The sequence below is a fragment of the Campylobacter concisus genome, from assembly GCF_003048775.2.
Lineage (GTDB): Bacteria > Campylobacterota > Campylobacteria > Campylobacterales > Campylobacteraceae > Campylobacter_A > Campylobacter_A concisus_I.
In genome coordinates, this window is the sequence record NZ_CP049272.1 from 575,025 (window position 1) to 599,320 (window position 24,296).

At 37.3% G+C, this 24,296-nt stretch carries 28 protein-coding genes; 15 read left to right on the forward strand and 13 right to left on the reverse strand.

All coding sequences use genetic code 11. The annotated features are described in order from the left end of the window. Positions 1-10: 10 nt before the first annotated feature. From hisB to mrdA, 7 genes are read left to right on the forward strand one after another with little or no spacing between them, the layout of a single operon-like run. The gene (gene hisB, locus CVT17_RS02850) at positions 11-586 is read left to right on the forward strand and encodes an imidazoleglycerol-phosphate dehydratase HisB (protein ID WP_180998638.1); all 576 of its coding nucleotides are present in this window, start codon (positions 11-13) and stop codon (positions 584-586) included. Continuing rightward, positions 583-1,071 (forward strand): KdsC family phosphatase, encoded by a 489-nt coding sequence (locus CVT17_RS02855; protein WP_087584728.1) that lies wholly within the window; start codon positions 583-585, stop codon positions 1,069-1,071. Before hisB ends, CVT17_RS02855 begins: the two co-directional genes overlap by 4 nt. Then, positions 1,050-1,589 carry an LPS export ABC transporter periplasmic protein LptC gene (locus CVT17_RS02860; RefSeq protein WP_230853312.1) on the forward strand — a complete coding sequence of 180 codons (540 nt, stop codon included), beginning with the start codon at positions 1,050-1,052 and terminating at the stop codon, positions 1,587-1,589. The genes CVT17_RS02855 and CVT17_RS02860 overlap by 22 nt, the downstream gene beginning before the upstream one ends. Continuing rightward, complete coding sequence (gene lptA / locus CVT17_RS02865; protein WP_103593037.1) at positions 1,562-2,038, forward strand: lipopolysaccharide transport periplasmic protein LptA; 477 nt, start codon at positions 1,562-1,564, stop codon at positions 2,036-2,038. The genes CVT17_RS02860 and lptA overlap by 28 nt, the downstream gene beginning before the upstream one ends. Next, a complete protein-coding gene (gene yihA / locus CVT17_RS02870; RefSeq protein WP_021090939.1) occupies positions 2,035-2,649 on the forward strand; it encodes a ribosome biogenesis GTP-binding protein YihA/YsxC in 615 nt (204 codons plus the stop codon). Before lptA ends, yihA begins: the two co-directional genes overlap by 4 nt. 1 nt (position 2,650) lies before the next feature. After that, positions 2,651-3,142: a hypothetical protein gene (locus tag CVT17_RS02875; RefSeq protein WP_107858651.1), complete on the forward strand. Its 492-nt coding sequence runs from the start codon at positions 2,651-2,653 to the stop codon at positions 3,140-3,142. After that, positions 3,139-4,977, forward strand: coding sequence for a penicillin-binding protein 2 (gene mrdA / locus CVT17_RS02880; RefSeq protein ID WP_107858607.1), 1,839 nt, complete (start codon positions 3,139-3,141; stop codon positions 4,975-4,977). Before CVT17_RS02875 ends, mrdA begins: the two co-directional genes overlap by 4 nt. Before the next feature lie 296 nt (positions 4,978-5,273). Here mrdA and queC read toward each other — a convergent pair whose 3' ends face one another. Continuing rightward, positions 5,274-5,987, reverse strand: a complete 714-nt coding sequence (queC, locus tag CVT17_RS02885) for a 7-cyano-7-deazaguanine synthase QueC (RefSeq protein ID WP_257639844.1) — start codon at positions 5,985-5,987, stop codon at positions 5,274-5,276. A 25-nt stretch (positions 5,988-6,012) separates the two neighbouring features. Here queC and ybeY point away from each other — a divergent pair, with 25 nt between their 5' ends. Beyond that, positions 6,013-6,450, forward strand: a complete 438-nt coding sequence (gene ybeY, locus CVT17_RS02890; RefSeq protein WP_103577114.1) for an rRNA maturation RNase YbeY — start codon at positions 6,013-6,015, stop codon at positions 6,448-6,450. Here the strand turns inward: ybeY and CVT17_RS02895 are convergent. The 5 genes from CVT17_RS02895 to mobB are packed head-to-tail and all read right to left on the reverse strand — an operon-like array spanning position 6,447 to position 10,929. Continuing rightward, a complete protein-coding gene (locus tag CVT17_RS02895) occupies positions 6,447-7,430 on the reverse strand; it encodes a ferrochelatase (RefSeq protein WP_107858608.1) in 984 nt (327 codons plus the stop codon). The two genes, ybeY and CVT17_RS02895, sit on opposite strands and share 4 nt — an antisense overlap. Beyond that, positions 7,431-9,353 carry a methionine--tRNA ligase gene (metG, locus tag CVT17_RS02900; protein WP_107858609.1) on the reverse strand — a complete coding sequence of 641 codons (1,923 nt, stop codon included), beginning with the start codon at positions 9,351-9,353 and terminating at the stop codon, positions 7,431-7,433. Positions 9,354-9,368: 15 nt separating this feature from the next. Further along, entirely contained in the window at positions 9,369-9,587 is a 219-nt protein-coding gene (locus CVT17_RS02905; RefSeq protein WP_107769641.1) for a hypothetical protein, read from the reverse strand. Beyond that, entirely contained in the window at positions 9,587-10,450 is an 864-nt protein-coding gene (locus tag CVT17_RS02910) for a class 1 fructose-bisphosphatase (RefSeq protein WP_230853313.1), read from the reverse strand. Before CVT17_RS02910 ends, CVT17_RS02905 begins: the two co-directional genes overlap by 1 nt. Then, positions 10,450-10,929: a molybdopterin-guanine dinucleotide biosynthesis protein B gene (mobB, locus tag CVT17_RS02915; protein WP_084040860.1), complete on the reverse strand. Its 480-nt coding sequence runs from the start codon at positions 10,927-10,929 to the stop codon at positions 10,450-10,452. The genes CVT17_RS02910 and mobB overlap by 1 nt, the downstream gene beginning before the upstream one ends. A gap of 120 nt (positions 10,930-11,049) precedes the next feature. On the opposite strand from mobB, the gene CVT17_RS02920 reads away from it, so the two are divergent. Beyond that, positions 11,050-11,529: a hypothetical protein gene (locus tag CVT17_RS02920; RefSeq protein WP_107858611.1), complete on the forward strand. Its 480-nt coding sequence runs from the start codon at positions 11,050-11,052 to the stop codon at positions 11,527-11,529. On the opposite strand, the gene CVT17_RS02925 is transcribed toward CVT17_RS02920, so the two are convergent. Genes CVT17_RS02925 through gltX form a run of 3 tightly spaced genes read right to left on the reverse strand, consistent with a single transcriptional unit; the run spans position 11,450 to position 14,662 of the window. Next, positions 11,450-13,087, reverse strand: a complete 1,638-nt coding sequence (locus CVT17_RS02925) for a lytic transglycosylase domain-containing protein (protein ID WP_107858612.1) — start codon at positions 13,085-13,087, stop codon at positions 11,450-11,452. The genes CVT17_RS02920 and CVT17_RS02925 overlap by 80 nt on opposite strands. Beyond that, positions 13,065-13,358 carry a YggT family protein gene (locus CVT17_RS02930; protein WP_103625256.1) on the reverse strand — a complete coding sequence of 98 codons (294 nt, stop codon included), beginning with the start codon at positions 13,356-13,358 and terminating at the stop codon, positions 13,065-13,067. The genes CVT17_RS02925 and CVT17_RS02930 overlap by 23 nt, the downstream gene beginning before the upstream one ends. Before the next feature lie 8 nt (positions 13,359-13,366). Further along, entirely contained in the window at positions 13,367-14,662 is a 1,296-nt protein-coding gene (gltX, locus tag CVT17_RS02935) for a glutamate--tRNA ligase (RefSeq protein ID WP_107858613.1), read from the reverse strand. 146 nt (positions 14,663-14,808) lie between these two features. Here gltX and mscL point away from each other — a divergent pair, with 146 nt between their 5' ends. From mscL to CVT17_RS02965, 6 genes are all read left to right on the forward strand, one after another. Continuing rightward, positions 14,809-15,216: a large-conductance mechanosensitive channel protein MscL gene (mscL, locus tag CVT17_RS02940; RefSeq protein WP_009294582.1), complete on the forward strand. Its 408-nt coding sequence runs from the start codon at positions 14,809-14,811 to the stop codon at positions 15,214-15,216. Between the two features lie 99 nt (positions 15,217-15,315). Further along, the gene (locus CVT17_RS02945; RefSeq protein ID WP_107858614.1) at positions 15,316-15,954 is read left to right on the forward strand and encodes a Crp/Fnr family transcriptional regulator; all 639 of its coding nucleotides are present in this window, start codon (positions 15,316-15,318) and stop codon (positions 15,952-15,954) included. 120 nt (positions 15,955-16,074) lie between these two features. Beyond that, positions 16,075-16,647, forward strand: a complete 573-nt coding sequence (locus CVT17_RS02950) for a cytochrome c3 family protein (protein ID WP_107858615.1) — start codon at positions 16,075-16,077, stop codon at positions 16,645-16,647. A 9-nt stretch (positions 16,648-16,656) separates the two neighbouring features. Continuing rightward, entirely contained in the window at positions 16,657-18,024 is a 1,368-nt protein-coding gene (locus CVT17_RS02955) for a multiheme c-type cytochrome (protein ID WP_107858616.1), read from the forward strand. A gap of 220 nt (positions 18,025-18,244) precedes the next feature. After that, positions 18,245-19,357, forward strand: coding sequence for a metallophosphoesterase (locus CVT17_RS02960; protein WP_107858617.1), 1,113 nt, complete (start codon positions 18,245-18,247; stop codon positions 19,355-19,357). A 1-nt stretch (position 19,358) separates the two neighbouring features. Continuing rightward, entirely contained in the window at positions 19,359-20,153 is a 795-nt protein-coding gene (locus CVT17_RS02965) for a phosphatidylserine decarboxylase (RefSeq protein ID WP_107858618.1), read from the forward strand. A 448-nt stretch (positions 20,154-20,601) separates the two neighbouring features. On the opposite strand, the gene ychF is transcribed toward CVT17_RS02965, so the two are convergent. The 4 genes from ychF to apt are packed head-to-tail and all read right to left on the reverse strand — an operon-like array spanning position 20,602 to position 24,292. Next, positions 20,602-21,705, reverse strand: coding sequence for a redox-regulated ATPase YchF (gene ychF, locus CVT17_RS02970; RefSeq protein WP_107858619.1), 1,104 nt, complete (start codon positions 21,703-21,705; stop codon positions 20,602-20,604). Next, on the reverse strand, positions 21,705-23,156 hold the full coding sequence (locus CVT17_RS02975) for a leucyl aminopeptidase (protein WP_107858620.1): 1,452 nt from the start codon (positions 23,154-23,156) through the stop codon (positions 21,705-21,707). Before CVT17_RS02975 ends, ychF begins: the two co-directional genes overlap by 1 nt. Beyond that, the gene (locus tag CVT17_RS02980) at positions 23,137-23,742 is read right to left on the reverse strand and encodes a DedA family protein (protein WP_107775955.1); all 606 of its coding nucleotides are present in this window, start codon (positions 23,740-23,742) and stop codon (positions 23,137-23,139) included. The genes CVT17_RS02975 and CVT17_RS02980 overlap by 20 nt, the downstream gene beginning before the upstream one ends. Position 23,743: 1 nt before the next feature. Beyond that, positions 23,744-24,292 (reverse strand): adenine phosphoribosyltransferase, encoded by a 549-nt coding sequence (gene apt / locus CVT17_RS02985; RefSeq protein ID WP_107858621.1) that lies wholly within the window; start codon positions 24,290-24,292, stop codon positions 23,744-23,746. Between the last annotated feature and the right edge of the window lie 4 nt (positions 24,293-24,296).

Sequence of the window (24,296 nt, forward strand, 5' to 3'; positions counted from 1 at the left end):
GAGAGAAGAAATTTTAGAACTAACTAGAAATACAAAAGAGACACAAATCTTAATGAAGCTTAAAATTTATGGCTCTGGGGTTGCAAAGATAGATACTGGCATTGGTTTTTTTGACCATATGCTTGAAGCTTTTACAAAGCATTCTTTGCTCGATCTTGAAATTTCATGCAAGGGCGACACGTATGTGGATTTTCACCACAGCGTTGAGGATGTCGGCATAGTTTTGGGTCAGCTTTTAAAAGAGGCCTTGTATCCTTTAAGTGGTGTTGAAAGATTTGGTGAGGCGAGTGTTGTTATGGATGAGGCAGCTGTTTTTTGTGCGTTAGATCTTAGCAATAGAGCCTACCTCGTATATGAAAATTTTAACCAAAACGCTAAAGTAGGGGAGTTTGACACGGAGCTTGTGGAGGAGTTTTTTAGGGCAGTTGCTATAAATTCAGCCATCACGCTTCATCTAAATCAAATTCGTGGTAAAAACACTCACCACATCATCGAAGCAACGTTTAAATCATTCGCTGTCGCACTTCGTAGAGCGCTTGCTAAAAACGCAAGGATAGGCACACCAAGCACAAAGGGTGTTTTATGATAGAGATTATATTTTTAGATGTTGATGGCTGCCTGACTGATGGCAAGATTATATACAATGCAAATGGTGAAGAGCTTAAATTTTTTGATGTAAAAGATGGCTACGCGATAGAAAGCTGGCTAAAGCTTGGCAAAAAAGTAGCTATCATCACTGGCAGAAAGTCAGCCATCGTTGAGCGAAGGGCTGAAGATCTAAAGATAAATCACGTCTATCAAGGTGTTGGTGATAAATTTGAAGTAGCGAGTGAGATATTAAAATTTGAAGGGCTTAGCTTTAAAAACGCAGCAGCTATCGGCGATGACTACAATGACTATAAAATTTTAAATGCAGTTGCTTGGAGCTTTAAGCCAAAAGACGCGATAAAAGAGCTTGATGTAAAGACAAAACTAAAGCACAAAGGTGGCAATGGCGCGGTTAGAGAAATGATCGAGCTTATTATAAAATCAGAAAATTTATATGACGAGTGGTCGAAGCGTTGGTTGTAAAAATTTTCTACTTCGTCGTGGCCATTTTTAGTGTCGTGATGATATTTTTGGCAGCTCAAGATCCATACCTTGCAAATGTTTTAAAGATCGACACAAAGATATCAAATATGCAGATAAATGATGTGATAGATTATGAGATAAATTCCACGAAAATAAGCGGAGTCTACGAGGCTGATGAGCTAAATAGATACAATGATAAAGATGAATTTTTGAGTTTTAAAGCAAAAATTTTAAGAGGAAATTTAAAACATTTTCTAAGCTCAGACAAAGCAATCTCACAAAATGACGAAATCATCTTTCAAAAGAATGCAAACTATGAAAACAACGATAGTTTGAGATTTATAAGTGACGAAGTGATATATGGAACAAAAACAAAAATAGTAAGATCTGAAGCAAATTTCACGCTCATAAGAAATAATGATAAGGCACTGGGCGAGAGTGGAAGCTATGATCTTGCTAAAAAACAAACGCAGGTAAAAGGGTTAAGGGCATGGGTAGAAGAAAATCAGCGATTTTAGCGGTGATATTGGGTTTTACATTTTTAAATGCAGAGCAAGTTGAAATCACATCAAATGATTTTTTTGCAGATGAGAATAAGCAAACTAGTGAATTTATAGGTAATGTAAATATCAAAAAGGGCTCATTTGATGAGCTTAAGGCAGATAAGGTGGTCGTCTATTTTGACAAAAAACGCCAACCTGTAAAATATGTAGCTACTGGTAATGCTAGAGCAAAAATTTTTATAAAAGATAAGCACTATGATGGCAAAGGCAATACTCTTACATATGAGCCAGCAAAACAGATCTATACTGTTAGTGGAAATGGCTATTTACATGAGGTAGAAACTGATAAAAATGTTTATGGCGAAAAGATCGTTGTCAATCAAAAAGATGGCACATATAGCGTAAATAGTGATGAGAAAAAACCTGTTAAATTTATCTTTCAGGTAGAGGAAAAAGATAAGTGATAAGGCCACTAGGTGCTAAATTTATCACATCAAGCCCAAGTATAAAAGAGGCTCCAAGCTTCGTAACAAGCGAAGTTGTCTTTTTGGGGAGATCAAATGTTGGTAAAAGCAGCCTCATAAATACACTTGTAAATCAAAAAAATCTAGCCAAAAGCTCATCGACTCCTGGCAAAACTCAACTTATAAATTTCTTTGAGGCTGAGTTTTGTGAGCAAAAAGATGAGCAGGAAGAAAAAGATAAATTTAAGCTCATCTTGGTTGATTTGCCAGGCTTTGGCTATGCAAAAGTAGCAAAGTCAAAGCATGATGAATGGCGTAAAAATTTAGATGAGTTTTTGAAATTTAGAAGCGACATAAGGCTTTTTATACATCTAATTGATGCTAGGCATTTTGATTTAGACATAGACGTAAATGTAGATGCTTATCTAAAAAGCTTTTTAAGGGCTGATCAGAAAATTTTAAATTTATATACAAAAAGCGATAAGCTAAATCAAAGCCAAAAGAGTGCGGTAATGAAATTTGATCCAAGCGGTATCTTGGTCTCAACTCTTAATAAAAGCGGTATCGAAAAGGCTAGAGAAGCTATCATAAATAACGCTCTTGGTAGATAAAATGCAAACCATAAGCAGCTTAGATATTAAAATTTTTAAAGAATTTTGGTGGGCTGTTTTTTTATTCTCGTATGAGATTGCAACTACGCAATTTGGTTTCTTGCCGCCACTCATTGGTATTTTTTTTACTTATATGATTTTGGAGTATTCAAGAAAACAAAAGCAATACGACGAGTTTAAGCATAATTGGTACTTTGCGATAATTTTTATAATATTTGCTGAGCAAATTCATGGATTTCATCTTTTTTCAACGATTATTGCATTTTTGCTTTTTTATAATTTTATTTTAGATTGGCTATATACCACGATGAAGTGGCGAAACTGCCTACTTATCATCTTTGTAGCAGCCGGACATACTTTAACATTTCTTGTAAATAATCTATTTGCTTACGTTTTAAATGAGCAAAATTTAGCATTTTCGTCTGAATATCTATTTTTTATAGCATTTGAAAGTATCCTTGCTATCGTTCTTTTTAGGGATAAAGTGCTATGAGAATGCGCATCGTCTTTAGTGTGATCGCTCTTTTTTGGATTATACTTTTGGGACGAATTTATCACCTAAGCATCAACTCAAATACTTACTACAACGAGATTGCAGAACAAAACGCGATAAAGACTATTTATATTCCGCCAGTTAGGGGTATCATCTTTGACGCACATGATAAGCCAATGGCTGTTAATCGTCTTGGTTTTTCGGTATCCATTAGACCTCATTTAAGTGCTAATAAAAAGGTAAAAATTTTAGATAATGAGTTAGCTTACATTGGCTCACTATTTAGTGATCTAAATGTCACAAAGCTTAAAAATGAATACATAAAAAATGACTCAGCTTATAACCAAGATTTTATAAATGTGGTCGAATTTATCGATTATGATAAATTTTTGCCATTTTTTGCATCACTTTCTTTGCGTGAAAATTTAGAGATAAGGCCCGCTTCAAAACGCCACTATCCGTATAACGATCTAGCTTCTCACATCATCGGCTATGTCGGTAGGGCAAATCAAAAAGATATGGATAATGATCCTTTGACAAAGCTTACAAATTATATTGGAAGAAGTGGTGTGGAACGATTTTATAATCCGATCTTACAAGGAATTCAGGGTTTTAAAAAGATAAAGGTAAATGCCTTAAATGAAGAGATCGAACAGATAAACTATCAAGCACCACAAAGTCAAAATATCAAGCTTGCAGTCGATCTTGAGCTTCAGCAGTTTGTGGCTGATGTCTTTGGTAAGGATGCAGGAAGCGTTATCGTTATGAGTCTAAAAGATGGTGCTATCATAGCTGCTGGTAGCTTTCCAGAGTATGATCTAAATCCATTTGTGCTTGGAATTTCTCAGCCTGAATGGGAAGAGCTTGTAAAAAACGTCGATCATCCTTTTACAAACAAGCTAATAAACGGCCTTTATCCGCCAGGTTCTGTCGTAAAAATGGGTATGGCGCTAGCGTTTTTGGATAATGGCATGAGTAAATACGATAGTTTTTTTTGTAGTGGCTCATATGAGCTTGGAGGGCGTAAATTTCGCTGCTGGAACTCTCACGGACATGGAAATGTTAATATGAATACGGCAATTAGAGAGAGCTGTGATGATTATTTTTATAAAGGTAGTCAAAAGATAGGAATTGACGCTATTGTGCCGATACTTGAGCGTATGGGATTTGGTAGAAAAACAGAGGTTGATTTGCCAAATGAGTTTGTGGGGACTTTGCCAAGTAGAGAGTGGAAGATGAGAAAGTATGGCAAAGCATGGTTTCAAGGCGAGACCCTCATTACTTCTATCGGCCAGGGAAATTTCTTGGTCACGCCTATGCAAGTGGCAAAATATACAGCAGGCCTTGCAACTGGGCTAAATGTTACTCCACATTTTTTAAAGAGCATTGATGGCAAGGATGTTGATTTTACGCCAACAGATGATGCTTTTACGCCGTTTGAAAAATCACAACTACCAGCCATTAGGCATGCAATGTATGAAGTAGCAAATCACCCAAGAGGAACGGCAAATAGGCATTTTATTGGAAGCTTTGTTAAAGTTGCCGCAAAGACCGGTACTGCCCAGGTCGTTGGAATTTCTCAAACTGAAAAGAAACGTATGAAAGAAGAGGATATGGCGTATTTGCAAAGATCCCATGCATGGATGACTACATATGCGCCCTATGAAGATCCGCAATATGTCATCACAATGGTTATCGAGCATGGTGGCCATGGCGGAAGTGCGGCTGGGCCAAAAATCGCTCAAATTTATAATAAACTCGTTGAAATGGGATATATAAATTTAGAAAAAATCCAAAGCGATCAAAATAAGAAACAAGACAATAAGAAAAAATAAGATCACTAAAAAGTCGTGGTAGTGACCACTTACTTAGAAATTTTTGCCTTATGCTTGGTGCGTTTTAGCTAAAATTATCAACTAAGTTTTAATCCTCTTTATTAAATTTTGGCAAGGTTGACTGAGAATTTATGTTTTTGGTAGCTAGCAAGAACCTAAGCGTTGATATATCTTTAAATTCGTTAAATAGCCTTGCTTAATAAGATGTGGTGATTAGGAAAAATATCAATTTCCAAAATGTTTAAATATATAAAAACGTAGCAAAGTAAGATATCTCTTTGCTATTTTATAGAAGCTCATAAGGAAAATTTTTGATTTTTATATGCGATTTTATCAGTGGCGTTCGCCTTTTTAAAGCCATTTAGCCTTAGCCTGCAGCTATCGCAAAGTCCACATGCCTCGTCATCGCTCTCGTAGCAGCTCCAAGTAAGCTCTAGTGGCGAGCCAAGCTCAAGAGATTTTGCTACGATGTCAGCCTTGCTTAAATTTACAAGTGGAGTAATTATCTCGCACGAGAAACTAGGTGAAGTGCCTAAATTTATGGACTCGTTTATACTTTTTATGAAGCTCTCTTTGCAGTCAGGATAGCCTGAACTATCTTCTTCTACGACTCCGATATAGATAGCTTGTGCATTTTCTTTTTCAGCAAGTGCGGCAGCGACCGAGATAAAAATGCCATTTCGAAAAGGCACATAGGTATTTGGCACATCTTTTTCCACCCCATCTTTTCTTATTTGCAAGCTTTCATCGGTTAAAGAATTTCCGCCTATTTGGGCAATAAAACTAACATCTAAACTCATCTTTTTTGTAATACCTAATCTTTCGCAAATTTCGTTAAATGCACGTTTTTCACGCTTCATCGTCCTTTGACCATAGTCAAAATGAAGCGCTACGATATCATATCCAGCCTTTTTTGCCATTACAGCACAAAGCGTGCTATCCATACCGCCGCTCATTATACAAACCGCTTTTTTCATATTTTGCCTTTTATTTTTGCTAGAATTATACAAAAAGTTACTAAGGAAAGAGCCTAAAATGATACTTTGCGAAGAGAGCTATCCAAAAATTTTAGATGAAATTTGTGAATATTTGACGCTAGGAGAAATCGAGCTAGTTTTTGTCGATAAAGAAGAGATGAGAGAACTAAATAAAACTGAGCGAGGCATCGATAAAACGACAGATGTTTTAAGTTTTCCGCTTGAGCTTGTCATTCACGCCCCACTTGGCTCAATCGTTATAAACAAAGATATGGTAAAAGAGAAAGCTGCTGAGCTAAATCATAGTGAAGAGGCCGAAACCGCACTACTTTTTACACATGGATTGCTTCATATCTTGGGATTTGATCATGAAAAAGATGATGGCGAAATGAGAGAAAAAGAGTGCGAGGTTATCAAGAAATTTGAGCTACCTAAAAGTCTAATAGTAAGAAGCGAGGATGTTAGGCTGATTGATCTTATAAATAATAAAAACTAAAAGAGTAGATTTTCTTCAGATGTTTTGTGAAGCTCTTCTAAAAGCTCCTCTTTTTGGCATAAAATCAATATGTAGATAAAATTTTTAAGCTTTTTTATCTCGCTTAAATTTTTAAAGTAGATTGCGTTTTGTACTTTTAACAAAGAGCCTTCTGGCAAGCAAATTTTTATCTCATCAGGGCTAAATTTTTTATTTAAAAATATACTTTGGCTTATGAATAAATCTTCATCGCTTTCAGTAATTATGGCTCTAAAGCTATTTCCAAAACTAGTAGGAATAAAATTTTTATCTATAAAAATCGGGTCAAAATGCCCGTGAATCCTACCTTCGTAAGGCTTAAATGAAATTTTATTGCTATCAAGAAATTTTAAAAGCCCATAAAACATTCCAGCAAAAACTCGTGGTATGTTTAAGTTTTGATAGTATGTTTGCTTAAAGACTGTGCTTGTAAAAAATATCGAGCTTGGATTTATCTCGTGCATAGTCGTATCTGTGTAAATGGTCTCAAAAAGAGGCGATATTCGCTGAAGTGTTCTTGTATCATCGCCGAAAAAGACATCAAAGACCTTTGCGTGAAAAATTTGATTAAAAAGCTCAGTGATATTTTTTGACATGACGTGTGCGTTAGAGCCAAGTTTTGATTTTTCTAAAAAATCATTTATAAAAGGATTTACGGCGCAAAATTTTAGATCTTTGTGAGTTGACTCAAATCTCATAAGCTTTATCATGGCAGTTTGTAAGCTACTAACTTTTAAAAAAGCGATCTCTTTATCGATAATTGGCACATTATCTTCGCTAATTATGGCGTATGCACCTTGTTTGATTGCCGTTTCTATATCGCTATCGTTTGCATTCAAGCAAATATATGCAAAGCCACGCCTTACGTGTTTTAGCTCAAAAACAAACTCACTTACGCTAGTTATTGTTGGTGTGTTTAGAGCCTCGGCATTTATGAGGCGAGTTAAGTTTTCTATTGTCATTTAGCCAACGATCGCGCCATTTTTAACTTTACCTTGCGTACCAAGAAGTGTTAGCGAGCCATCAGATGCGCTTAGGATCATGCCTTGAGAGACATATTTTTTCATCATCGTTCGCTCTTTTAAATTTGCTAAAACGCAAACTTGTTTGCCCACAAGCGAGCTAGGCTCGTAGTATTTTGCGATGCCAGATAAAATTTGACGCGGCTGCTCCTCGCCAAGATCTATCTTAAATTTAAGCAGCTTCTCGCTACCTTCAACTCTCTCGCACTCTAGCACCTCACCTACTTTTATCACCACCTTTGCAAAGTCATCAATGCTAATGATTTCGTTCTCTTTTTTCTCCTCTTTTGGCTCAGCTTTTGCCTCAACCTTTGGCTCATTTGCCTCGCCCATTAGCTCTTTTTCTATCCTTGGAAAAAGTGGCTCAGTAGCTTTTGCTACAAAATTTGAAATTTCATTTTTTAAGACAAGACTTTCATAAGAAGCTGTATCTATGCTAAAGCCAAGCGTGTCAGCTATCTTAGTACAAGTTTTAGGCATAGCTGGACTAAGTAGCGTCGCCACTTTTGCAAGTAAATTTGCGCAAAGTGCCACAAGTGCGTTTGCCTCATCAGTTTTACCAGCTTTTACAAGCGACCATGGCTCATACTTCGCAACGGCTGCGTTTGCTAACGTTACAACCTTCCAAAGATCCTCCAAGTAGCGGTTTGTAGCTAAATTTTCTAAATTTCTTATAGCTTCATCAAGGTAGCCTTTTGCTTCATCAAGCTCAGCTTTGTGAAATTTGAGCACATCTTTTGAATCGATTTTATAGTCGCTATACTTTGCACTCATGCCAACAATGCGACTTAGCAGGTTACCAAGTCCGTTGCCAAGTTCTGAGTTTATACGCTCGATCAAGGCTTTTTGGCTGTAATCGCCATCTTGACCAAATGGTACCTCTCTAAGCAAAAAGTATCTGAAATTTTCAAGTCCATAAGCGTTTGCAACCTCTCTTGGGTTTATAACATTACCCTTACTTTTGCTCATTTTTTCACCATTTATAGTCCACCAGCCGTGAGCTGCTACGTGTTTTGGTAATGGCAAGCCAAGACTCATCAAAAATGCCGGCCAGTAAACTGCGTGAAAGCGTAAAATATCTTTGCCAACGATGTGAGTAGTGTATGGCCAAAGATCCATTCTAGCGTCATCTCTTGAATATCCTAGTGTTGTTAGGTAGTTTATAAGCGCGTCAAGCCAGACGTACATAACGTGCTTTTCATCGTTTGCGCTCTTTGGTAGCTTTATGCCCCAGTCAAAGCTCGTTCTAGTTACTGAAAGATCTTTTAGTCCACCTTTTACAAAGCTTACGACCTCGTTTTTCTTACCTTTTGGGATGACGCAAAGCTCGTCATTTTCGTACCATTTTAAAAGCGCATCTTCATATTTTGAAAGCTTGAAAAAGTAGCTCTCTTCTTTGACTAAAGACGTCACGCGGCCACAGTCTGGACAGTGATTGTCTTCTAGTAGGTCTCTTTGGTTAAAAAAAGTTTCGCAACTAACGCAGTAAAATCCCTCATATTCGCCTTTATAAATGTCGCCATTTGCTTGCATCTTTTCAAAGACATTTTGCACGGTTTGTTTGTGCTCTTCGTCGGTTGTTCTTATAAAATGATCATAGCTTATCTCAAACTCATCCCAAAGTGATCTAAATTTAGCGCTAATCTCGTCAGCATACTCTTTTGGAGTCTTGCCTCTAGCACGTGCTGCTTGCTCGATCTTTTGTCCGTGCTCGTCTGTGCCTGTCATAAAGTATGTTTCTTTGCCTTGCAGGCGGTTAAATCTAGCAAGTGTATCAGCGATGATAGTCGTGTAGGCATGGCCAATGTGTGGCACGTCGTTTACGTAATATATCGGGGTCGTTATATAAGCTTTTTCTTTCATATTTTTCCTTTAATTTTAAAAATCAAATCCGCCATCGCTGCCAGTATTGCCTTTTGACATCGAGTTATAGCAGCTATTTACGTATTCTTTTCTTGTCTCGCAGTCAAAAAATACTTCGCAGTTAAAGCAGCTTTTTTGCCTTTTTTGGCTTTGGCATTCTTGCAAAATTTTTGCTTTTTGCTTTAAGGCTAGCTCAAATGCGTCAAGTGGCTCGTTTGCTTGTGTTTCTTGCATTATTTTTGCTCGTAAAATTTATGCAAAAGAGAAATTTCATCACGTGAGCCAAAAAAGCATGGCGTTGTTTGGTGAATTTTTTCTATTTTTACATCAAAAAGCGTTTGGTTTTTGCCGTTTGTCGTTGCGCCCTTTGCGTTCTCATATATGAAGGCAAATGGCAACACTTCAAAGACTACTCTTAGCTTGCCTTTTGGATGATCGCTCGTTGCTGGGTAGCTAAAAAGACCGCCGCCTTTTAGTAAAATTTGATGTAGGTCGCTCACCATCGCACCTGAGTATCTTAGTCTATAGCCTTGGTTGAATAGCTCATTTATAAAATTTCTATGCGTTTGGCTCCAGCCTTTTTGTGTGGCTCCCGTGGCATTTAGCTTTCCCTTTTCTTTTAGCTCAAGCTCTTTTACAAATTTAAACTCACCATCTTTGCCAAGTCTATAAAATTTAGGCAAAGCGCCCTTTTTCTCGGCAATTACCAGCTCAAGTCTTGGGCCATATATGCTGTAAGCTGCGGCTATTAAATTTTCTGGTTTTACTTCGTTTTCATAGATACCAAAGATCGAGCCAACAGCAAAATTTACATCAACTAGGCTTGAGCCATCAAGTGGATCGTAAGCAATTATAAATTTAGCATTTTTGTTTATCTCAAGCTCGTCCTCTTTTTCTTCGCTAATTAGCGCTTTTACGCATGAAAGCTGCTTAAATTTAGCCGTGATGATCTCGTCGCTTTTGACATCAAGCTTTAGCTGTGTGTCTCCGGTTGCGTTTTCGTGAGTTGTGTAGCCAAGATCGGCATATTTTATCACTTCGCTTATCTCTTTTGCGATCTCTTTTATGGTGTTAAAGATTTGATTTAATTCTTGCATTATACAGCCTTTGCATTTTTGATTATCCACGCACAAATGGCGTCTATATCGTCTAAATTTATATTTTTTATCTCGTAAGGAATTTGTTTTTTATATGTTGCGATCGCATCTGAAAAGCTAAGATATTTTTCATCTATTTCATCTTTAAAAACACTTAATCTTGGTAGTGGAAGCGTCTTTAACCCCTCGACTAATAGCATATCAAACTCGCCTAGCATTTTAATGACATCGCTAATTTCTTGTGGATTTTGTGAAAAATAAGTTGTTCTAGTCGGACTCATCACCACTACATCTGCTCCGGTTTGAGAAAATTTAAAGCTATCCTTGCCTTCAACATCAAATTTGGCCTTGTCGCCTGGATCGTGTTTTACTATCGCAACTTTCAAACCATCATCTATAAATTTCTTTGCAACTTTTAAAATAAGAGTCGTTTTCCCACTATTTGAAGGGCCAGAAAAAGCGATAGCAAGTCTTTTCATAAGAACCTTTTTTGTTAAAATTTCTCGCGATTATAACTTATGTTGGCTTTAAAATTTATGAGTGAAATTTAAAAATTAAAATGCTAAAATGGCAGAAATTTTAGAAATTTAAGAGTTTTTATGAGTAAATTTATATCGTTTTTTGTATTTATTTTGATGATATTTGGCTGTGCTGGTGAAAAAGTAATCGTGCATGAGCCGTTAAAAAATGAGCTTTTGGCTTACACAAGCAAGAGCGAGATTATTGATGGTGCTGACAGGACGCTCATCATTGCTACCTATTTAAATCCGATCTACAATTCAAATTTAGACCAGAACAAAGAGCACTTTTTGGTGGCTATAAATCCAAAAGAGCACGCTAGTGAGCTAAAAAATATCAAGGTAAATAACGACTCAAATACCACAAATGCAAGGCTGCTTGATGAAAATGATAAGATGCTAAAATTTGCTGGATTTTCGATGCCTTGGGCGCTCTATTATGAAGTGACCGCACCAAGCAAGCAAAGCGATGATCTCACTCTTAGTTTCGAAATTTATCAGTCAAAGCCGGTTTTGTTAAATTTTCGAAAAGTTGCGAAATCTTTATATTGGAACCAGTAAGTGCCATGTAGATCACGTAGTTGGCAAGCACCTTCTTTCCGTAGTTTCTAGTTTCTGCCACAGGGACAAATTCTAGTGATAAAAATGGCTCAAATTTCCCCTCTTTAAACATATCATCTCTTGTGATAAGCTTTTTGGTAAAGCCGATACCGCCGTTGTACGCGTATGCGGTAAAGAGCGGATGATAGAGAAATTTATCAAGATAGTTTAGGTGATGGTTTGCAAATTTAAATGCAACATCTGTTTTAAAAAGATCGTCTTGGTCAAAATTTGGGATTTTTAGCTCTTTTTTGCCGATCGCATTTGCGAGAAACGGCATAAACTGCATCATGCCAAGGGCGTATGAAGTAGAAACCACACTTGGGATAAAGAGACTCTCTTGTCTAGCTAGGGCATAGATCATCGATTTTCTCTCGTTACTGATGCCATCAAGCTCAGGAGAGCTTGGCATTAAGAAGTATTGTTTCTCCCAACCATGCGCCTTTTGCATGAAGTATGCATAAGCACCAATGCTTTCGTTTGTATAAAATTTCTTCGCAAATTCGCTTGCTTGCGTGGCATTCATATCCTTTGCAAGGGCTGCAGTTTTGTTCCATAAAAACGGATCGCTCACGTCAAAATTTTCGATATTTTGCTTATTAGGCCTTGGCACGATGACTTCAAGTGGTTCGCCACCGATCAAATCTCTTGCGTAAAGAGAGTAGATATTTGCGTCCTTGCTGGCACTTAGCTCTTTTAAAAAGCTTTCGTTTTTACTTATCTGGTACTGCCAAAAGGTCGCATTGTCTCTTTGCCACGCCCTTTCAAATGTGCTCTTGGCTCTTGCAAAAAGGCTAAAAGCGATATCGTCTTGTCCTAGTAAAATGGCATTTAATCCAAGTGTAAAAGCATCATTTTTCTCAGTGATGGCTGGATCGATGCTTAGCAAATTTCTTCTAAAACCTTCATATTTTTTATTAAAAATAATATCGTTTAATAAATTTGTAAAGCCCTTTTGTGAGTAGAGCTTGGTCATAAAATTTGCATCAAAGCTTTCGCTAAAAAGTGTACTTTTATTTTGCGGGCTAGAGGCGTTAAATAGTTCTAGAAAGCTCTTTGTATCGTTTAGATTTACAAATGCCTGGGCTGGATTTGGCTCATTTAGTGCGAGTAAAATTTTTGATTTTTCTGGATTTGTCTTTGCAAGATTAGCTGCCAAAATTTCACGAGTGTGATTATCAAGTTTTAAACTAAAAGCAATAGATGTTAGCAAATTTTGGCAGGTTAGATTTGCTTGGGTGATATTTTTTGCATTTACACCAGGGCATTTGCTAGGAGCCGCTTTTGGAGGTAAAATTTTATCGATTGATTTTTGAACAAGGCCTGCTCTTCTAAATACATCACGCGAAAGATCTGCTATCTGCTCTTTTGTATAACTGCCCTCGTTGATAAGGCGGTTGATGTAGTAGTCTTTTGCTAGGCTTTTTGGTTCTTTTTTTAGCTCTTCGTAGGTGTAAATTTTGCCCAAAAGAGCAACACAGGCAAGAGAGAGAATACTAAAGTGACGCAGCAAAACCAAATAAAAGCCTTATTAAAAATTGATCTAAAAATTGAAGTGCTAAAAGCACAATAAGCGGAGTAAAGTCGATACCGCTAAAATTTGTTTTTATATAGCGTCTAATAAAGCTATAAACCGGCTCAGTTAGCCTATAAAGTAGCTGCACGACTGGCGAGCTAGGATCAGGTCTGACCCAGCTAATGAGCGCTGCTGCGATAATGATCCAAGTATAGACCGTGATAATAAGGTGCAAAATGTTTGCGATCGCTGAAAATAGGGTGGAAAGTATCATTTTTGCTCCTAGATTAAAATTTTGGCCAGATCATCTTTGATGAGTGGATAGAGCTCGCTAAGCTCAGGGCCGTGAAGATCGTTTGTAAGCAGCGCACGTAGTGGCATGAAAAAGTTTTTACCTTTTAAATTTGTAGCGCTCATAAGCTCTTTTTTAAACTCATCAAATGTTTCGCACGGTTTTAAATTTAGAGCTGCTTTTTTGATGATCTCAAATTCGTTTTTGTACTCATCTGGAGCTACTTTTGGCGAATATATAGCCTCAACTTTTGCCTTTATCTCAGGCACTAGTGAGCTTTCTTGAGTGTAAAATTTAACTAGCTCAACCTTGCTATCATCCACGCCAAAGATCTCTTTTATACGCTCTTTTGAAGCAAGCTTAATATGTTCTCTATTTATCTGCTCAAGTTTTTTTACGTCAAATCTAGCAGGTGAGCGTGAAATTTTGGTTATATCAAACCACTTTACCGCATCTTCGATCGTAAAAATTTCAGTCGGAGTTTTGTTTCCAAGAAGTATCAAATAGTTTGCGATTGCTTCAGGTAAAAATCCCTGCTCAAAGAGCCATTTTACGCTTGATTCGTTCTCGCGCTTGCTCATTTTTTTACCTTCAATATTTAAAAGTATAGGCAAATGCGCGTAGTTCATCTTGCCAGTGTAGCCAAGACCTTCTCGTATGAGATTTTGCTTTGGTGTATTGCTCACGTGATCCTCGCCACGTATGACAAAGGTTACGCCCTCAAGCATATCATCGACTGCACAAGCGAAGTTGTAAGTTGGAGTCTTGTCTGCTCTCATGATAACAAAGCTATCAACAGCGTCTGGCTCGAAGCTCAGCTCGCCCTTGATCGCATCTGTAAAGCTCATAGTGCGTGTTGGCTTTTTCATACGAATGACAAATGGCTTCTCACAGTTTAAAACTTCAGCATCGCTTAGTCTCTCGCAGGTACCGTCATATCTATATGCCACGCCTTGCTCTTTTGCTTTTTGTTTTTTTGCCTCAAGCTCTTCTTCGGTGCAAAAGCAAGCAAAGGCCTTTTTATCGATGAGAAGCTTTGATGCAAGCTGTCTGTGGAATTTTAAATTTTCACTTTGGATGTAAATTTGCTCTGGTTTTATGCCAAATTTGCTCAAAATTTCTAAGATATCTTTCTCTTTTCCCTCGATATTTCGCTCTTTGTCGGTATCTTCTATGCGTAAAATAAAGCCACTTTTATCTTGCAAAGAACAAATATAGTTAAAAATAGCAGCACGTAAATTTCCTATGTGCATATCTCCTGTTGGAGAGGGTGCAAAACGATACATAAGCTCATTCCTTACGTTAAATTTGAAGTTTGGATTATAACACTCGCTTGATAAATTTAAAGTTATGTAATTTTAAATTTTTAGGCTAAGCAAAGCATATTTTTTATAAAATCCGCACGAAAATTTAACTATTTATAGGAGAAAGAATGAGTTTTATCAGCGAATTTAAAGAATTTGCGATGCGCGGAAATGTCATAGATATGGCAGTTGGTGTTGTTATCGGTGGGGCATTTGGAAAGATCGTTTCATCGCTAGTTGGTGATATTATTATGCCAGTTGTTGGCGTTATAACAGGCGGTGTAAATTTCACTGATCTTAAACTAACATTAAAAGAAGCAGCTGAAGGTGCGCCAGCAGTTACTATAAACTATGGCTCATTTATACAAACAATGGTTGATTTTTTAATCATTGCATTTTGTATTTTTTGCGTTATCAAAGCTTTAAATACACTTAAAAATAAACTACCAAAAGAAGAAGAGGCAGCTCCTGCAGAGCCTGAAACTCCAGCTGATATAGCACTTCTAACTGAGATCAGAGATCTTCTTAAAAAATAAATTCTTAAATCAAAGGGAGAAAGATCCCTTTGAAATCCGTTAAATTTTGTCCTATTTTTTATGCTAAAATGCTTTTTCATCTTAAAAGCGAGTGAAAGTATGATAGAACAAATCCCATTTTTTCAAGGTCTTAGCGCCGAGGACCTAGCCAAACTTGAAGCAATAAGCGTTGTTAAAAAATACAAAAAAGGCGAGTTTTTATTTATAGAGGGCGAGGAGCCAAAGTGGCTTACATTTTTGATAACTGGCTCGGTTAAACTTTATAAAACTACGGCAAGTGGCAAGGAAATTTTTATCCATCAGCTTGCACCTATGAATTTTGTAGCTGAAGTTGTAAATTTTGAAAATATACCTTATCCAGCAAGCGCCATTTTTACTATCTCTGGTGAAGTTTTAAAGATAAATTATGAAAAATTTGAAACACAATTTTTGACAAAGCCAGAAATTTGCATGAAATTTCTAAAATCAATGGCTCAAAAGATAAGAATAACAACGAATTTACTTCATCAAGAGCTCATCTTAAGCTCCGAAGAGAAGGTGGCTAGGTTTATTTTAAATCACGAAGATCTATTTAATGAACTAAAGCATACAAAAATTTCATCGATACTCAATATGACGCCAGAAACTTTTTCGAGAATTTTAAATAAATTTAAAACAAATGGTTTGGTTAAACTTGACGAAAAGAACCAAATTTTGGAAAAAGATATAGGTGGGCTACAAGAAATTTATTCTTATTGAAAGTTAATATCAAATAAATATTTTTATTTACTTAAAGAAAAAATTTATATTTTTTTAGATAACATTCACCTAAAATTTTCGTAAAAATTTACGATATATTGATAAATTCAGGAGGAGATTTTGGCTGAAGTTAAGAAGAAATTTTTTGTTTGGTCATCTGTGATAATAGGCATCGTAATCGGCCTTATCGCTTCTATGGGCGTAGCTGATGCACTTCATGCGACTGGTAGTGGCTACATCTGTACCATTTGTCACACGATGGATCCTATGAATGCTGCATATCATGAAGATGTACACGGCGGCAATAACAAGCTTGGCATAAAAGCTGAATGTTCAGCCTGTCACCTAAATCATACAAGTGCCTATACCTATGTACTTACAAAACTTAAAGTATCGATAAATGATGGCTATAAGACATTTTTTACAGATACTGACAAGATCGACTGGCGTAAAAAACGCGAGCATGCATCTCACTTTGTCTATGATAGTGGGTGTTTAACTTGTCACTCAAATTTAAAAAATGTTATTCAAGCTGGTAAATCATTCTTGCCACATAGAGATTATTTCGTTCTTGGAAATCCTAATAAGAAATCATGTGTTGACTGCCACGAGCATGTTGGTCACAAGAATTTAGGACTACAAATCGATAAATTTGAAGCAATTAAAAAACAAGAAAACAATAAAACCAAGTAAGGAGGAGAGATGTTTAAAAAGTCGCTAATGTTATTAGCCTGTCTAATGTCTTTTGGCTTTGCCGCAAACATGGATGCAAATAAATCTGACGCTTTAAACCTTAATGTTGTAAAAAACATTAAAGTTGCTCACAAAATGTCAGACTTATCAAAAAGCTGTGTTGAGTGCCACGCTAAAGAGACACCCGGCATAGTTGCCGATTGGAAAAATAGTCGCCACGCTCACGTTGGCGTAAGTTGTATGGATTGCCACTCTGTAAATGCAGATAATCCTATGGCTTCAGTTAAGGTGCATCCAAAAGATTCTAACAACCATGTTTCAATGCTAGTTAGCCCAAAAACTTGTGCTAAGTGTCACGAAAATGAGGTTGAAGAATCTGTTAAGAGTGGTCACGCAAGAGGTGCTATGCAAATGTATGCTAACCCTGCGATGGTAAAACTAATGTATCACTATGAAGGTATGGATCATCCAGAATACAAAATGGCTCCAGACGCTACTGGTTGTACACAGTGCCACGGAACCGTCATCAAACTAGACGCTGATCACAAACCTACAAAAGAGACTTGGCCAAACTACGGTATAGGTAATGTTTATCCTGATGGTGGCGTAGGTAACTGTAAATCATGTCACAGCGCGCACACATTTAGCGTAGCTGAAGCTAGAAAACCAGCTGCTTGTGCATCTTGCCACCTTGGACCTGATCACCCAGATATTGAGATCTTTAACAACTCAATGCACGGACATATCTATAATAGCGAAGCTCATAAATGGAACTTTGATTCTGCTCCTGATACATGGGATGTACCAGACTTTAGAGCTCCAACTTGTGCAGCTTGCCACATGAGTGGTGTTGGTGAAACAACAACAACTCACAATGTTTCAAGAAGACTAAAATGGAACCTATGGGGCGTCAGCAGTAAGCTAAGAACAGCTGGTGATGAACAAGCTGCTGTTGTTTACGAAAAAACTGGCAAACTAACCATAGGAACGCCACTTGCAGGTCATCCAAATGGACCAGAAGCAGCAAGAGCTGAGATGAAGCTAGTTTGTAAAGTTTGCCATACATCAACTCATACAGATAACTTCTTCATTATGGGTGATAAGCAAGTAGAGCTTTATAACGTTTACAGTGCTGAAGCAACTAAGATGCTTGAAGAGTTGAAGGCCAAAAACCTACTACTAGAAGATGCTTGGTCAGATGAGTTCCAAGATGTCTACTATCATATGTGGCACCACGAAGGTCGTCGTATGAGACAAGGCGCTCTAATGGGTGGTCCTGACTACTCACACTGGCATGGTGTATTCGAAGTTAAGAACGACATTAGAAAACTTCGCAAAATCTATAAAGAAAGAATTGAGTCTGGCAAAGTCCAGTAATTCTTTTTAAGGTGGGAGTTTTCCCACCTTTTTATTTTTAAATTCCAAAATTTTATCTTTTAGTTATTATCCTAAAGCAAATATCTTTTAACAATTATTTTTGTAAATTTAAATTATAAAATCATACGGCTTAGCACTACAAATCGTTCTAAATAATTAATAAAATTTATAATGTAAATTTAAAAATATAAAATATAATCTTTGTTTTCAAGGAGATTTTTTGGGACTTTTTCGGATTATTATTGGGGCATTTATCTTTAGTGCTCTTACAAATTTATACTCATACAAACGTTTTATCAAAAAGGTATCTTTTTTTACTCCACACCTTAAAAAAATTCGTATATTCTTCTACATTATTAGTGCGCTTGAGTTTATATTTGTTCTTCAATTAAGATTTTCTTTTTTAAATATAGAGCTATATCTGATAGCAGGAACTCTCATTGGTTTTTCACTATTTTTATTTGGTGTTAGTTTGTTTTATGATATTGTTAGATCCATTTGTTCAAAAGCTCATTTTAATCCCACAAGACGAAAATTTATTAAATTTTGCTTTGATGTGACATTTGTTGTTTTTATAGTTGCTTGCTTTTTAAAAGGAATTTTTAATGCACTTACTCCGCCAAAAATTAGACAAATTAGTATAAAAATAAAAAATTTACAAAATGATCTAAAAATAGCCATGATAACAGATGTGCATATTGGTGAGTTTTTGCAAAAGGACTTTGTTGCTGAGCTTGTAAAAGAGATAAATTTAGCTAGACCAGACCTAGTGGTGATAGTTGGCGACTTGGTTGATATGAGAGCTGAGCTTATAGGTGATTTTTTGGATCCATTAAAAAATCTTAAAAGTACCTATGGCACCTTTTATGTCCCTGGCAATCACGAATACTACCACGGAGTTGATGGGATATTAGAAAAAATTCGCGCTCTAGGCATTAGGGTGCTTGGCAATAAAAATGAAAAAATAGCTAGTATAAATTTGGCAGGGGTCTATGATCTAGCTGGCATAAGGTTTAAAAATTTAGAGCCAAATTTAGACGAAGCGTTAGCAGGACGCGACCTAAATTTGCCTACCATCCTACTCTCTCATCAGCCAAAATTTATAAAAACTATGCAAAAAGATGTCGATCTAGTGCTTTGCGGCCACACGCATGCTGGACAAATTTTTCCTTTTAGTATCCTAGTTTTGCTGGATCAAGGTTTTTTACATGGGCTTTATAAGATTAATGATAAAATGCAAGCTTATGTTAGCAGTGGTGCTGGATTTTGGGGGCCTCCTGTTAGAATTTTTGCTCCAAGTGAGATTGCAATATTAAATTTAAGTAAGGAATAAAATGAGTAAAGACAATCTGTTTTCTCAAATTTTTGGAAAGGTTGCAAGGATTAACTTTTACAAACCACTTCAAGAGGCCATAAATTCTTTTTACATAAAGCTGTTTAAGATAGATATGAGCGAGTTTAAGCCAGCAAATGAATATAAAAATTTAAATGAGCTTTTTACTAGAAGGCTCATAAAACCAAGAGATTTTGATGCAGCAGATGAAATGTTTATAAGCCCAGTTGATGGTACTTGTCTTAGTTTTGGCAGCACAAAGGAGCTAAGGGCCTTTAGCATAAAAGGCATGGAGTATAGTGTAAGTGAGCTATTGGGGCAGAACAAGCTTGAGGGCGAATATGACTTTGCAAATATCTATCTTAGCCCAAAAGATTATCATCATTATCATGCACCTTGCGATATTGCCATTAAAAAAGCCGTATACATTCCGGGTAAGCTTTATAGCGTGGCTACAAAATGGCTTGCAAAAGTAGACAGCCTTTATACAAAGAACGAACGCGTAGCGCTATTTTGTGAGATAAAAAATGGTAAGAAGCTTTGGCTTGTTTTTGTAGGTGCGCTAAATGTCGGAAAGATGAAATTTTGTTTTGATGAGCGTATACAGACAAATGCGATGGCAAATTTTACACAAATTTACGAGTATGAAAATTTACATATCAAAAAGGGCGAGCGCCTCGGAAATTTTGAACTTGGCTCAACTATTGTGATACTTAGCGAAAAAGATGCAATCGAATACAATCTCTTTGAAAATAAAGAGCTTAAATTTGCTGAGACTATCGGGCTTATAAAATAAATACGCTAGGCATATAAGTAAAATTTTCATATCTTACTTGGCCGGTATCCTATTTGCTCAGATTTTGGTGGTTTTTCATATATCCATATATAATATGAGCTTAAAATAGTATTAGGTATGAAAGCTTGTAAAATATAATGAGTGCATTATTTTATCTATCGAAATCTTTCTTGCTTTAATTGTGTTCTTCATTGAGCCATCAACCTCTGCAACTAAGCTATTATCTTTACTTATAAAACCCATATTGATATCACAGAGCTGATAGCATTTACATCATTGCTTGTATAGAGAAGCTTATGTATCAATAAAAATTATTAATAAGACATAAGATAACTTAGTATATTTTTCAAAAGAATTTTTATCAACTATAATAAGGAAGTTTTAATTCACCTTATACAGCCAAAGGATTAAATATTTTTTGACTATTTAGCCCAAAAGAGGGCTAAATTTAAACATTAAACCTAAAGTGCATTACATCGCCATCTTGTACGATGTATTCTTTGCCCTCAAGTCTCATTTTACCAGCCTCTTTGGCTCCGTTTTCACCGCCATGTGCGATGTAGTCCTCGTAGCCTATCACTTCAGCCCTGATGAAGCCCCTCTCAAAGTCATTGTGGATGACGCTTGCTGCTTTTGGCGCTTTCCAGCCATTTGTGATCGTCCATGCCCTAACTTCTACGACGCCAGCAGTAAAATAACTTATCAAATTTAGCTTTGCAAAAGACGTTCTTATGATCTTCTCAAGTCCGCTCTCACTCGTACCGATAGATGCCAAAAACTCGTGTGCCTCTTCGTCGCTTAGACCTATTAGCTCCTCTTCTACTTTGGCGCAAAGCTTGATCACCTCGTGATCTGAGGCTTTTGCGTACTCTTTTAGCGCTTTTACAAATTTATTATCTTCATTAAGCCCTTCTTCATCGACATTCGCACCATAAACTACCTCTTTGGCGCTTAAAAGTCTTAGCTCTCTATTGAGTGACAAAAACGCCTCACTATCTCTTTGCTCAAAGCTACTTGCGCTTTTGCCCTCATTTAGATGAGCCAAAAGTAAATTTGCTATCTCAAGTGCCTCTTTAGCACCTTTTGCATTTGCCTTCGCCTCTCTTGTGAGCTTTTCTATCTTTTTGTTTAGCTGCTCGATATCAGCTAGTATGAGCTCGGTTTGGATGATCTCAATGTCTCTTACTGGATCGACACTGCCCTCGACGTGAGTGATGTTTTCGTCCTCAAAGCAGCGAACTATGTGCAAAATAAGCTCTGTCTCTCTAATGTTTGATAAAAATTTATTGCCAAGTCCCTCGCCAGAGCTCGCCCCTTTTACAAGGCCAGCGATATCGACAAATTCGATGGTTGAATACTGAATTTTATTAGGATTAACTATCTTTGCAAGCTCATTTAGGCGCTTATCAGGCACTGGCACAATGGCTTTGTTTGGCTCGATAGTGCAAAACGGATAGTTTGCGCTCTCGGCATTTTGCGCCTTTGTAAGTGCGTTAAATGTCGTTGATTTGCCCACATTTGGTAGGCCTACGATTCCAACTGAAAGTCCCATCAATTCTCCTTGCTAAGTGCTTGTAAAAAGTATAAATTCATCCTAACGCCAGCTCCACTCGCACCTGCTTGGTTATATCCCCAAGCCTTTTCGCGGTATGCTGGGCCTGCGATATCAAGGTGTAGCCACTTATCTTTATACTCATCTTTGATAAATTTAGCTAGAAACATACCAGCTGTGATCGCGCCGCCATATCTGCTTGAGGCGCAGTTGCTAACGTCTGCGATCTGGCTTTTGATGAGCTCGCTAAGATAAGGGTTAAAATCAAGTATAGTTGCTAGCTCGCCGCTATCTTTTATCTTGTTTTTAAACTCGCTTTTTAGGCTCTCGCTGTTGCCCATGATGCCTGTTGTGTATTCGCCAAGTCCCACGACACAAGCGCCAGTTAGGGTTGCCATGTCGATTAGGATGTCTGGCTTAAAGTCCTGCGCGTAGCTTAGGCAATCAGCCAGCACCAAACGCCCCTCTGCGTCGGTGTTTCTAACCTCTATGCTAACGCCACTTCTTGAAATAAGCACATCATCTGGCTTATAGGCGTTGCCGCCGATCATATTTTCAGTTGCGCCTAAAATGGCGTGAATTTCAAATGGTAAATTTAGCTCCGCTGCGCCTTTTATGATGCCAAGAGCTGCTGCTGCGCCGCTTTTGTCTGATTTCATAGTGAGCATATAATCAGCCGGTTTCAAGCTAAGGCCGCCACTATCGTATGTTAGGCCTTTGCCGACAAATATGATGCGTTTTTTAGATTTTTTAGGCTTGTAGGTTAGATGGATAAGTCTTGGTTTGTGCACGCTTGCGCGATTTACTGCCAAAAATGCGTTCATATTCTCTTTTGCTAGAAATTTCTCGTCATAGACCTCACACTTTATGCTTGCGATATTTTTGGCTAAATTTTGCGCATCCTCGGCCATCTTTTGCGGTGTGTAAATTTCTGGAATTTCATTTACGATATCTTTTGTAAAATTTGTAGCACTTGCTATTATCTCTGCCTCTTTAAAGCCCTCACTCGCGGCTTTTAGATCGACCTTTTTGCCTACAAATTCTTCAGTCGAGAAGATGATCTCTTTAAGGGTGTATTTCTCTTTTTTCTCTTTATACTTGTTAAATTCATAACTTCCAAGCAAAAAGCCCTCAGCTAGCGCCTCAAAGCTTAGTTTTTGACACTCTGCTACGTAAGAAGCTAGCTTTATGCTCTTAATGTTTAGCGATTTTAGTGCGTTATAAGCTTTAGCCGCCGCAACTCTAAGCTCGTCAAGATCAAGCTTAGAAAGTGGCACGTAAGCCCTTTTTGCCTCACTTAGTACAAGGACGCTATCGCCCTTATAATTATTAAATTTAATAGCCTCTTTATCGCTTATAAATTTATGTTTTAAGTCCTTATCTACTACGAAAATTAGTTCAATATCAGCTTTTATATCTTTTAATTTTTTATCAACTATTTGAAACTGCATGTCTTCTGCCTCTCCTTTCGTTTAAAATTTTATTTTCGATGCGCTTAAATGTATATATCAAAAGCCCCATAAATATGGCAACCACCGGGATAGCGACGTACCAGTGCTCTTTTGCTTTTTGCAAAAGCACAAGTATATGCTCGCCAAGTATCCAAGCAGGTATGGTGGTGATCGCTGCCCAGCACCAAGCGCTGATCAAATTTATAAAGGCGTATTTTTTAGCATCATAGCCGGTAAGTCCTATGCAAAGCGGGATGATGACACGAAAGCCATACATATAGCGTTGCAAAAAGATGATCGGCCAGCCGTATTTTTTCAGCATTATGTGCGCCACTGCAAATTTTCTCCGCTGCGTGTGGAGCCTTTTTGCGATGTATTTTTTGTTGTAACGGCCAAGATAGAAGTAAATTTGATCTCCCACAAAGCCTCCAAGTCCAGCCACAAAGATAGCAAGCGCGATGTGCATATGCGTGGTGTGAGCGAGAATTCCAGCCATTATTAAGGCCATCTCGCCCTCCATGATACACCAGACAAAAAGTATGATGTAGCCGTACTCTTTAAGCAGTTCTATAAAAAACTCTTCCATTCTAAACCTCTAAAACGCTGTAAATTTTAGTAAGCGACTTTAGCTTTTCGCTACCTTTTAGATCAACTAGATCTACGATAAAGCACGCCTCTACGCAGGTTGCGTTAGTTTGATTGATAAGCTCAACTGAAGCCTTTGCAGTGCCTCCAGTAGCTATTAGATCATCCATCAAAAGCACTCTAGCGCCTGCTTTTTCTCCAAAAGCATCGATGTGAATTTGCACTTCATCGACGCCATACTCTAGGCTATATTTTTGAGAAAGCGTGATAAAAGGCAGTTTTTTTGGCTTGCGAATAGGCACAAAAGGCAGCCTTAGTCTTGCTGCAAGCGCTGCGCCAAAGATGAAGCCGCGAGACTCGATGCCAGCGATGTAGTCTATATTTGCGTCCTCATATCTAGCCACTAAATGATCTATCAAAAAGTTAAATGCTTCTTTGTTATTTAGTAGTGTCGTGATGTCGCGAAATACTATGCCAGGCTTTGGAAAGTCGTTTATGCAGCGAATAGAGTTTAGTAAAAATTCTCTTCCTTTTTGATCTAAAATTTTCATAAAT

What these genes read in the sequence shown, in the direction of transcription:
- ychF (WP_107858619.1), bottom strand. Translation starts at nt 21,705, where the DNA reads ATGGGACTTTCAGTTGGAATCGTAGGCCTACCAAATGTGGGCAAATCA.
- CVT17_RS02895 (WP_107858608.1), bottom strand. Translation starts at nt 7,430, where the DNA reads ATGACAATAGAAAACTTAACTCGCCTCATAAATGCCGAGGCTCTAAAC.
- CVT17_RS02855 (WP_087584728.1), top strand. Translation starts at nt 583, where the DNA reads ATGATAGAGATTATATTTTTAGATGTTGATGGCTGCCTGACTGATGGC.
- CVT17_RS02930 (WP_103625256.1), bottom strand. Translation starts at nt 13,358, where the DNA reads ATGATACTTTCCACCCTATTTTCAGCGATCGCAAACATTTTGCACCTT.
- CVT17_RS02965 (WP_107858618.1), top strand. Translation starts at nt 19,359, where the DNA reads ATGAGTAAAGACAATCTGTTTTCTCAAATTTTTGGAAAGGTTGCAAGG.
- CVT17_RS02920 (WP_107858611.1), top strand. Translation starts at nt 11,050, where the DNA reads ATGAGTAAATTTATATCGTTTTTTGTATTTATTTTGATGATATTTGGC.
- gltX (WP_107858613.1), bottom strand. Translation starts at nt 14,662, where the DNA reads ATGTATCGTTTTGCACCCTCTCCAACAGGAGATATGCACATAGGAAAT.
- CVT17_RS02910 (WP_230853313.1), bottom strand. Translation starts at nt 10,450, where the DNA reads ATGCAAGAATTAAATCAAATCTTTAACACCATAAAAGAGATCGCAAAA.
- mrdA (WP_107858607.1), top strand. Translation starts at nt 3,139, where the DNA reads ATGAGAATGCGCATCGTCTTTAGTGTGATCGCTCTTTTTTGGATTATA.
- CVT17_RS02875 (WP_107858651.1), top strand. Translation starts at nt 2,651, where the DNA reads ATGCAAACCATAAGCAGCTTAGATATTAAAATTTTTAAAGAATTTTGG.
- metG (WP_107858609.1), bottom strand. Translation starts at nt 9,353, where the DNA reads ATGAAAGAAAAAGCTTATATAACGACCCCGATATATTACGTAAACGAC.
- ybeY (WP_103577114.1), top strand. Translation starts at nt 6,013, where the DNA reads ATGATACTTTGCGAAGAGAGCTATCCAAAAATTTTAGATGAAATTTGT.
- apt (WP_107858621.1), bottom strand. Translation starts at nt 24,292, where the DNA reads ATGAAAATTTTAGATCAAAAAGGAAGAGAATTTTTACTAAACTCTATT.
- CVT17_RS02955 (WP_107858616.1), top strand. Translation starts at nt 16,657, where the DNA reads ATGTTTAAAAAGTCGCTAATGTTATTAGCCTGTCTAATGTCTTTTGGC.
- mobB (WP_084040860.1), bottom strand. Translation starts at nt 10,929, where the DNA reads ATGAAAAGACTTGCTATCGCTTTTTCTGGCCCTTCAAATAGTGGGAAA.
- CVT17_RS02980 (WP_107775955.1), bottom strand. Translation starts at nt 23,742, where the DNA reads ATGGAAGAGTTTTTTATAGAACTGCTTAAAGAGTACGGCTACATCATA.
- CVT17_RS02905 (WP_107769641.1), bottom strand. Translation starts at nt 9,587, where the DNA reads ATGCAAGAAACACAAGCAAACGAGCCACTTGACGCATTTGAGCTAGCC.
- mscL (WP_009294582.1), top strand. Translation starts at nt 14,809, where the DNA reads ATGAGTTTTATCAGCGAATTTAAAGAATTTGCGATGCGCGGAAATGTC.
- CVT17_RS02975 (WP_107858620.1), bottom strand. Translation starts at nt 23,156, where the DNA reads ATGCAGTTTCAAATAGTTGATAAAAAATTAAAAGATATAAAAGCTGAT.
- CVT17_RS02945 (WP_107858614.1), top strand. Translation starts at nt 15,316, where the DNA reads ATGATAGAACAAATCCCATTTTTTCAAGGTCTTAGCGCCGAGGACCTA.
- lptA (WP_103593037.1), top strand. Translation starts at nt 1,562, where the DNA reads ATGGGTAGAAGAAAATCAGCGATTTTAGCGGTGATATTGGGTTTTACA.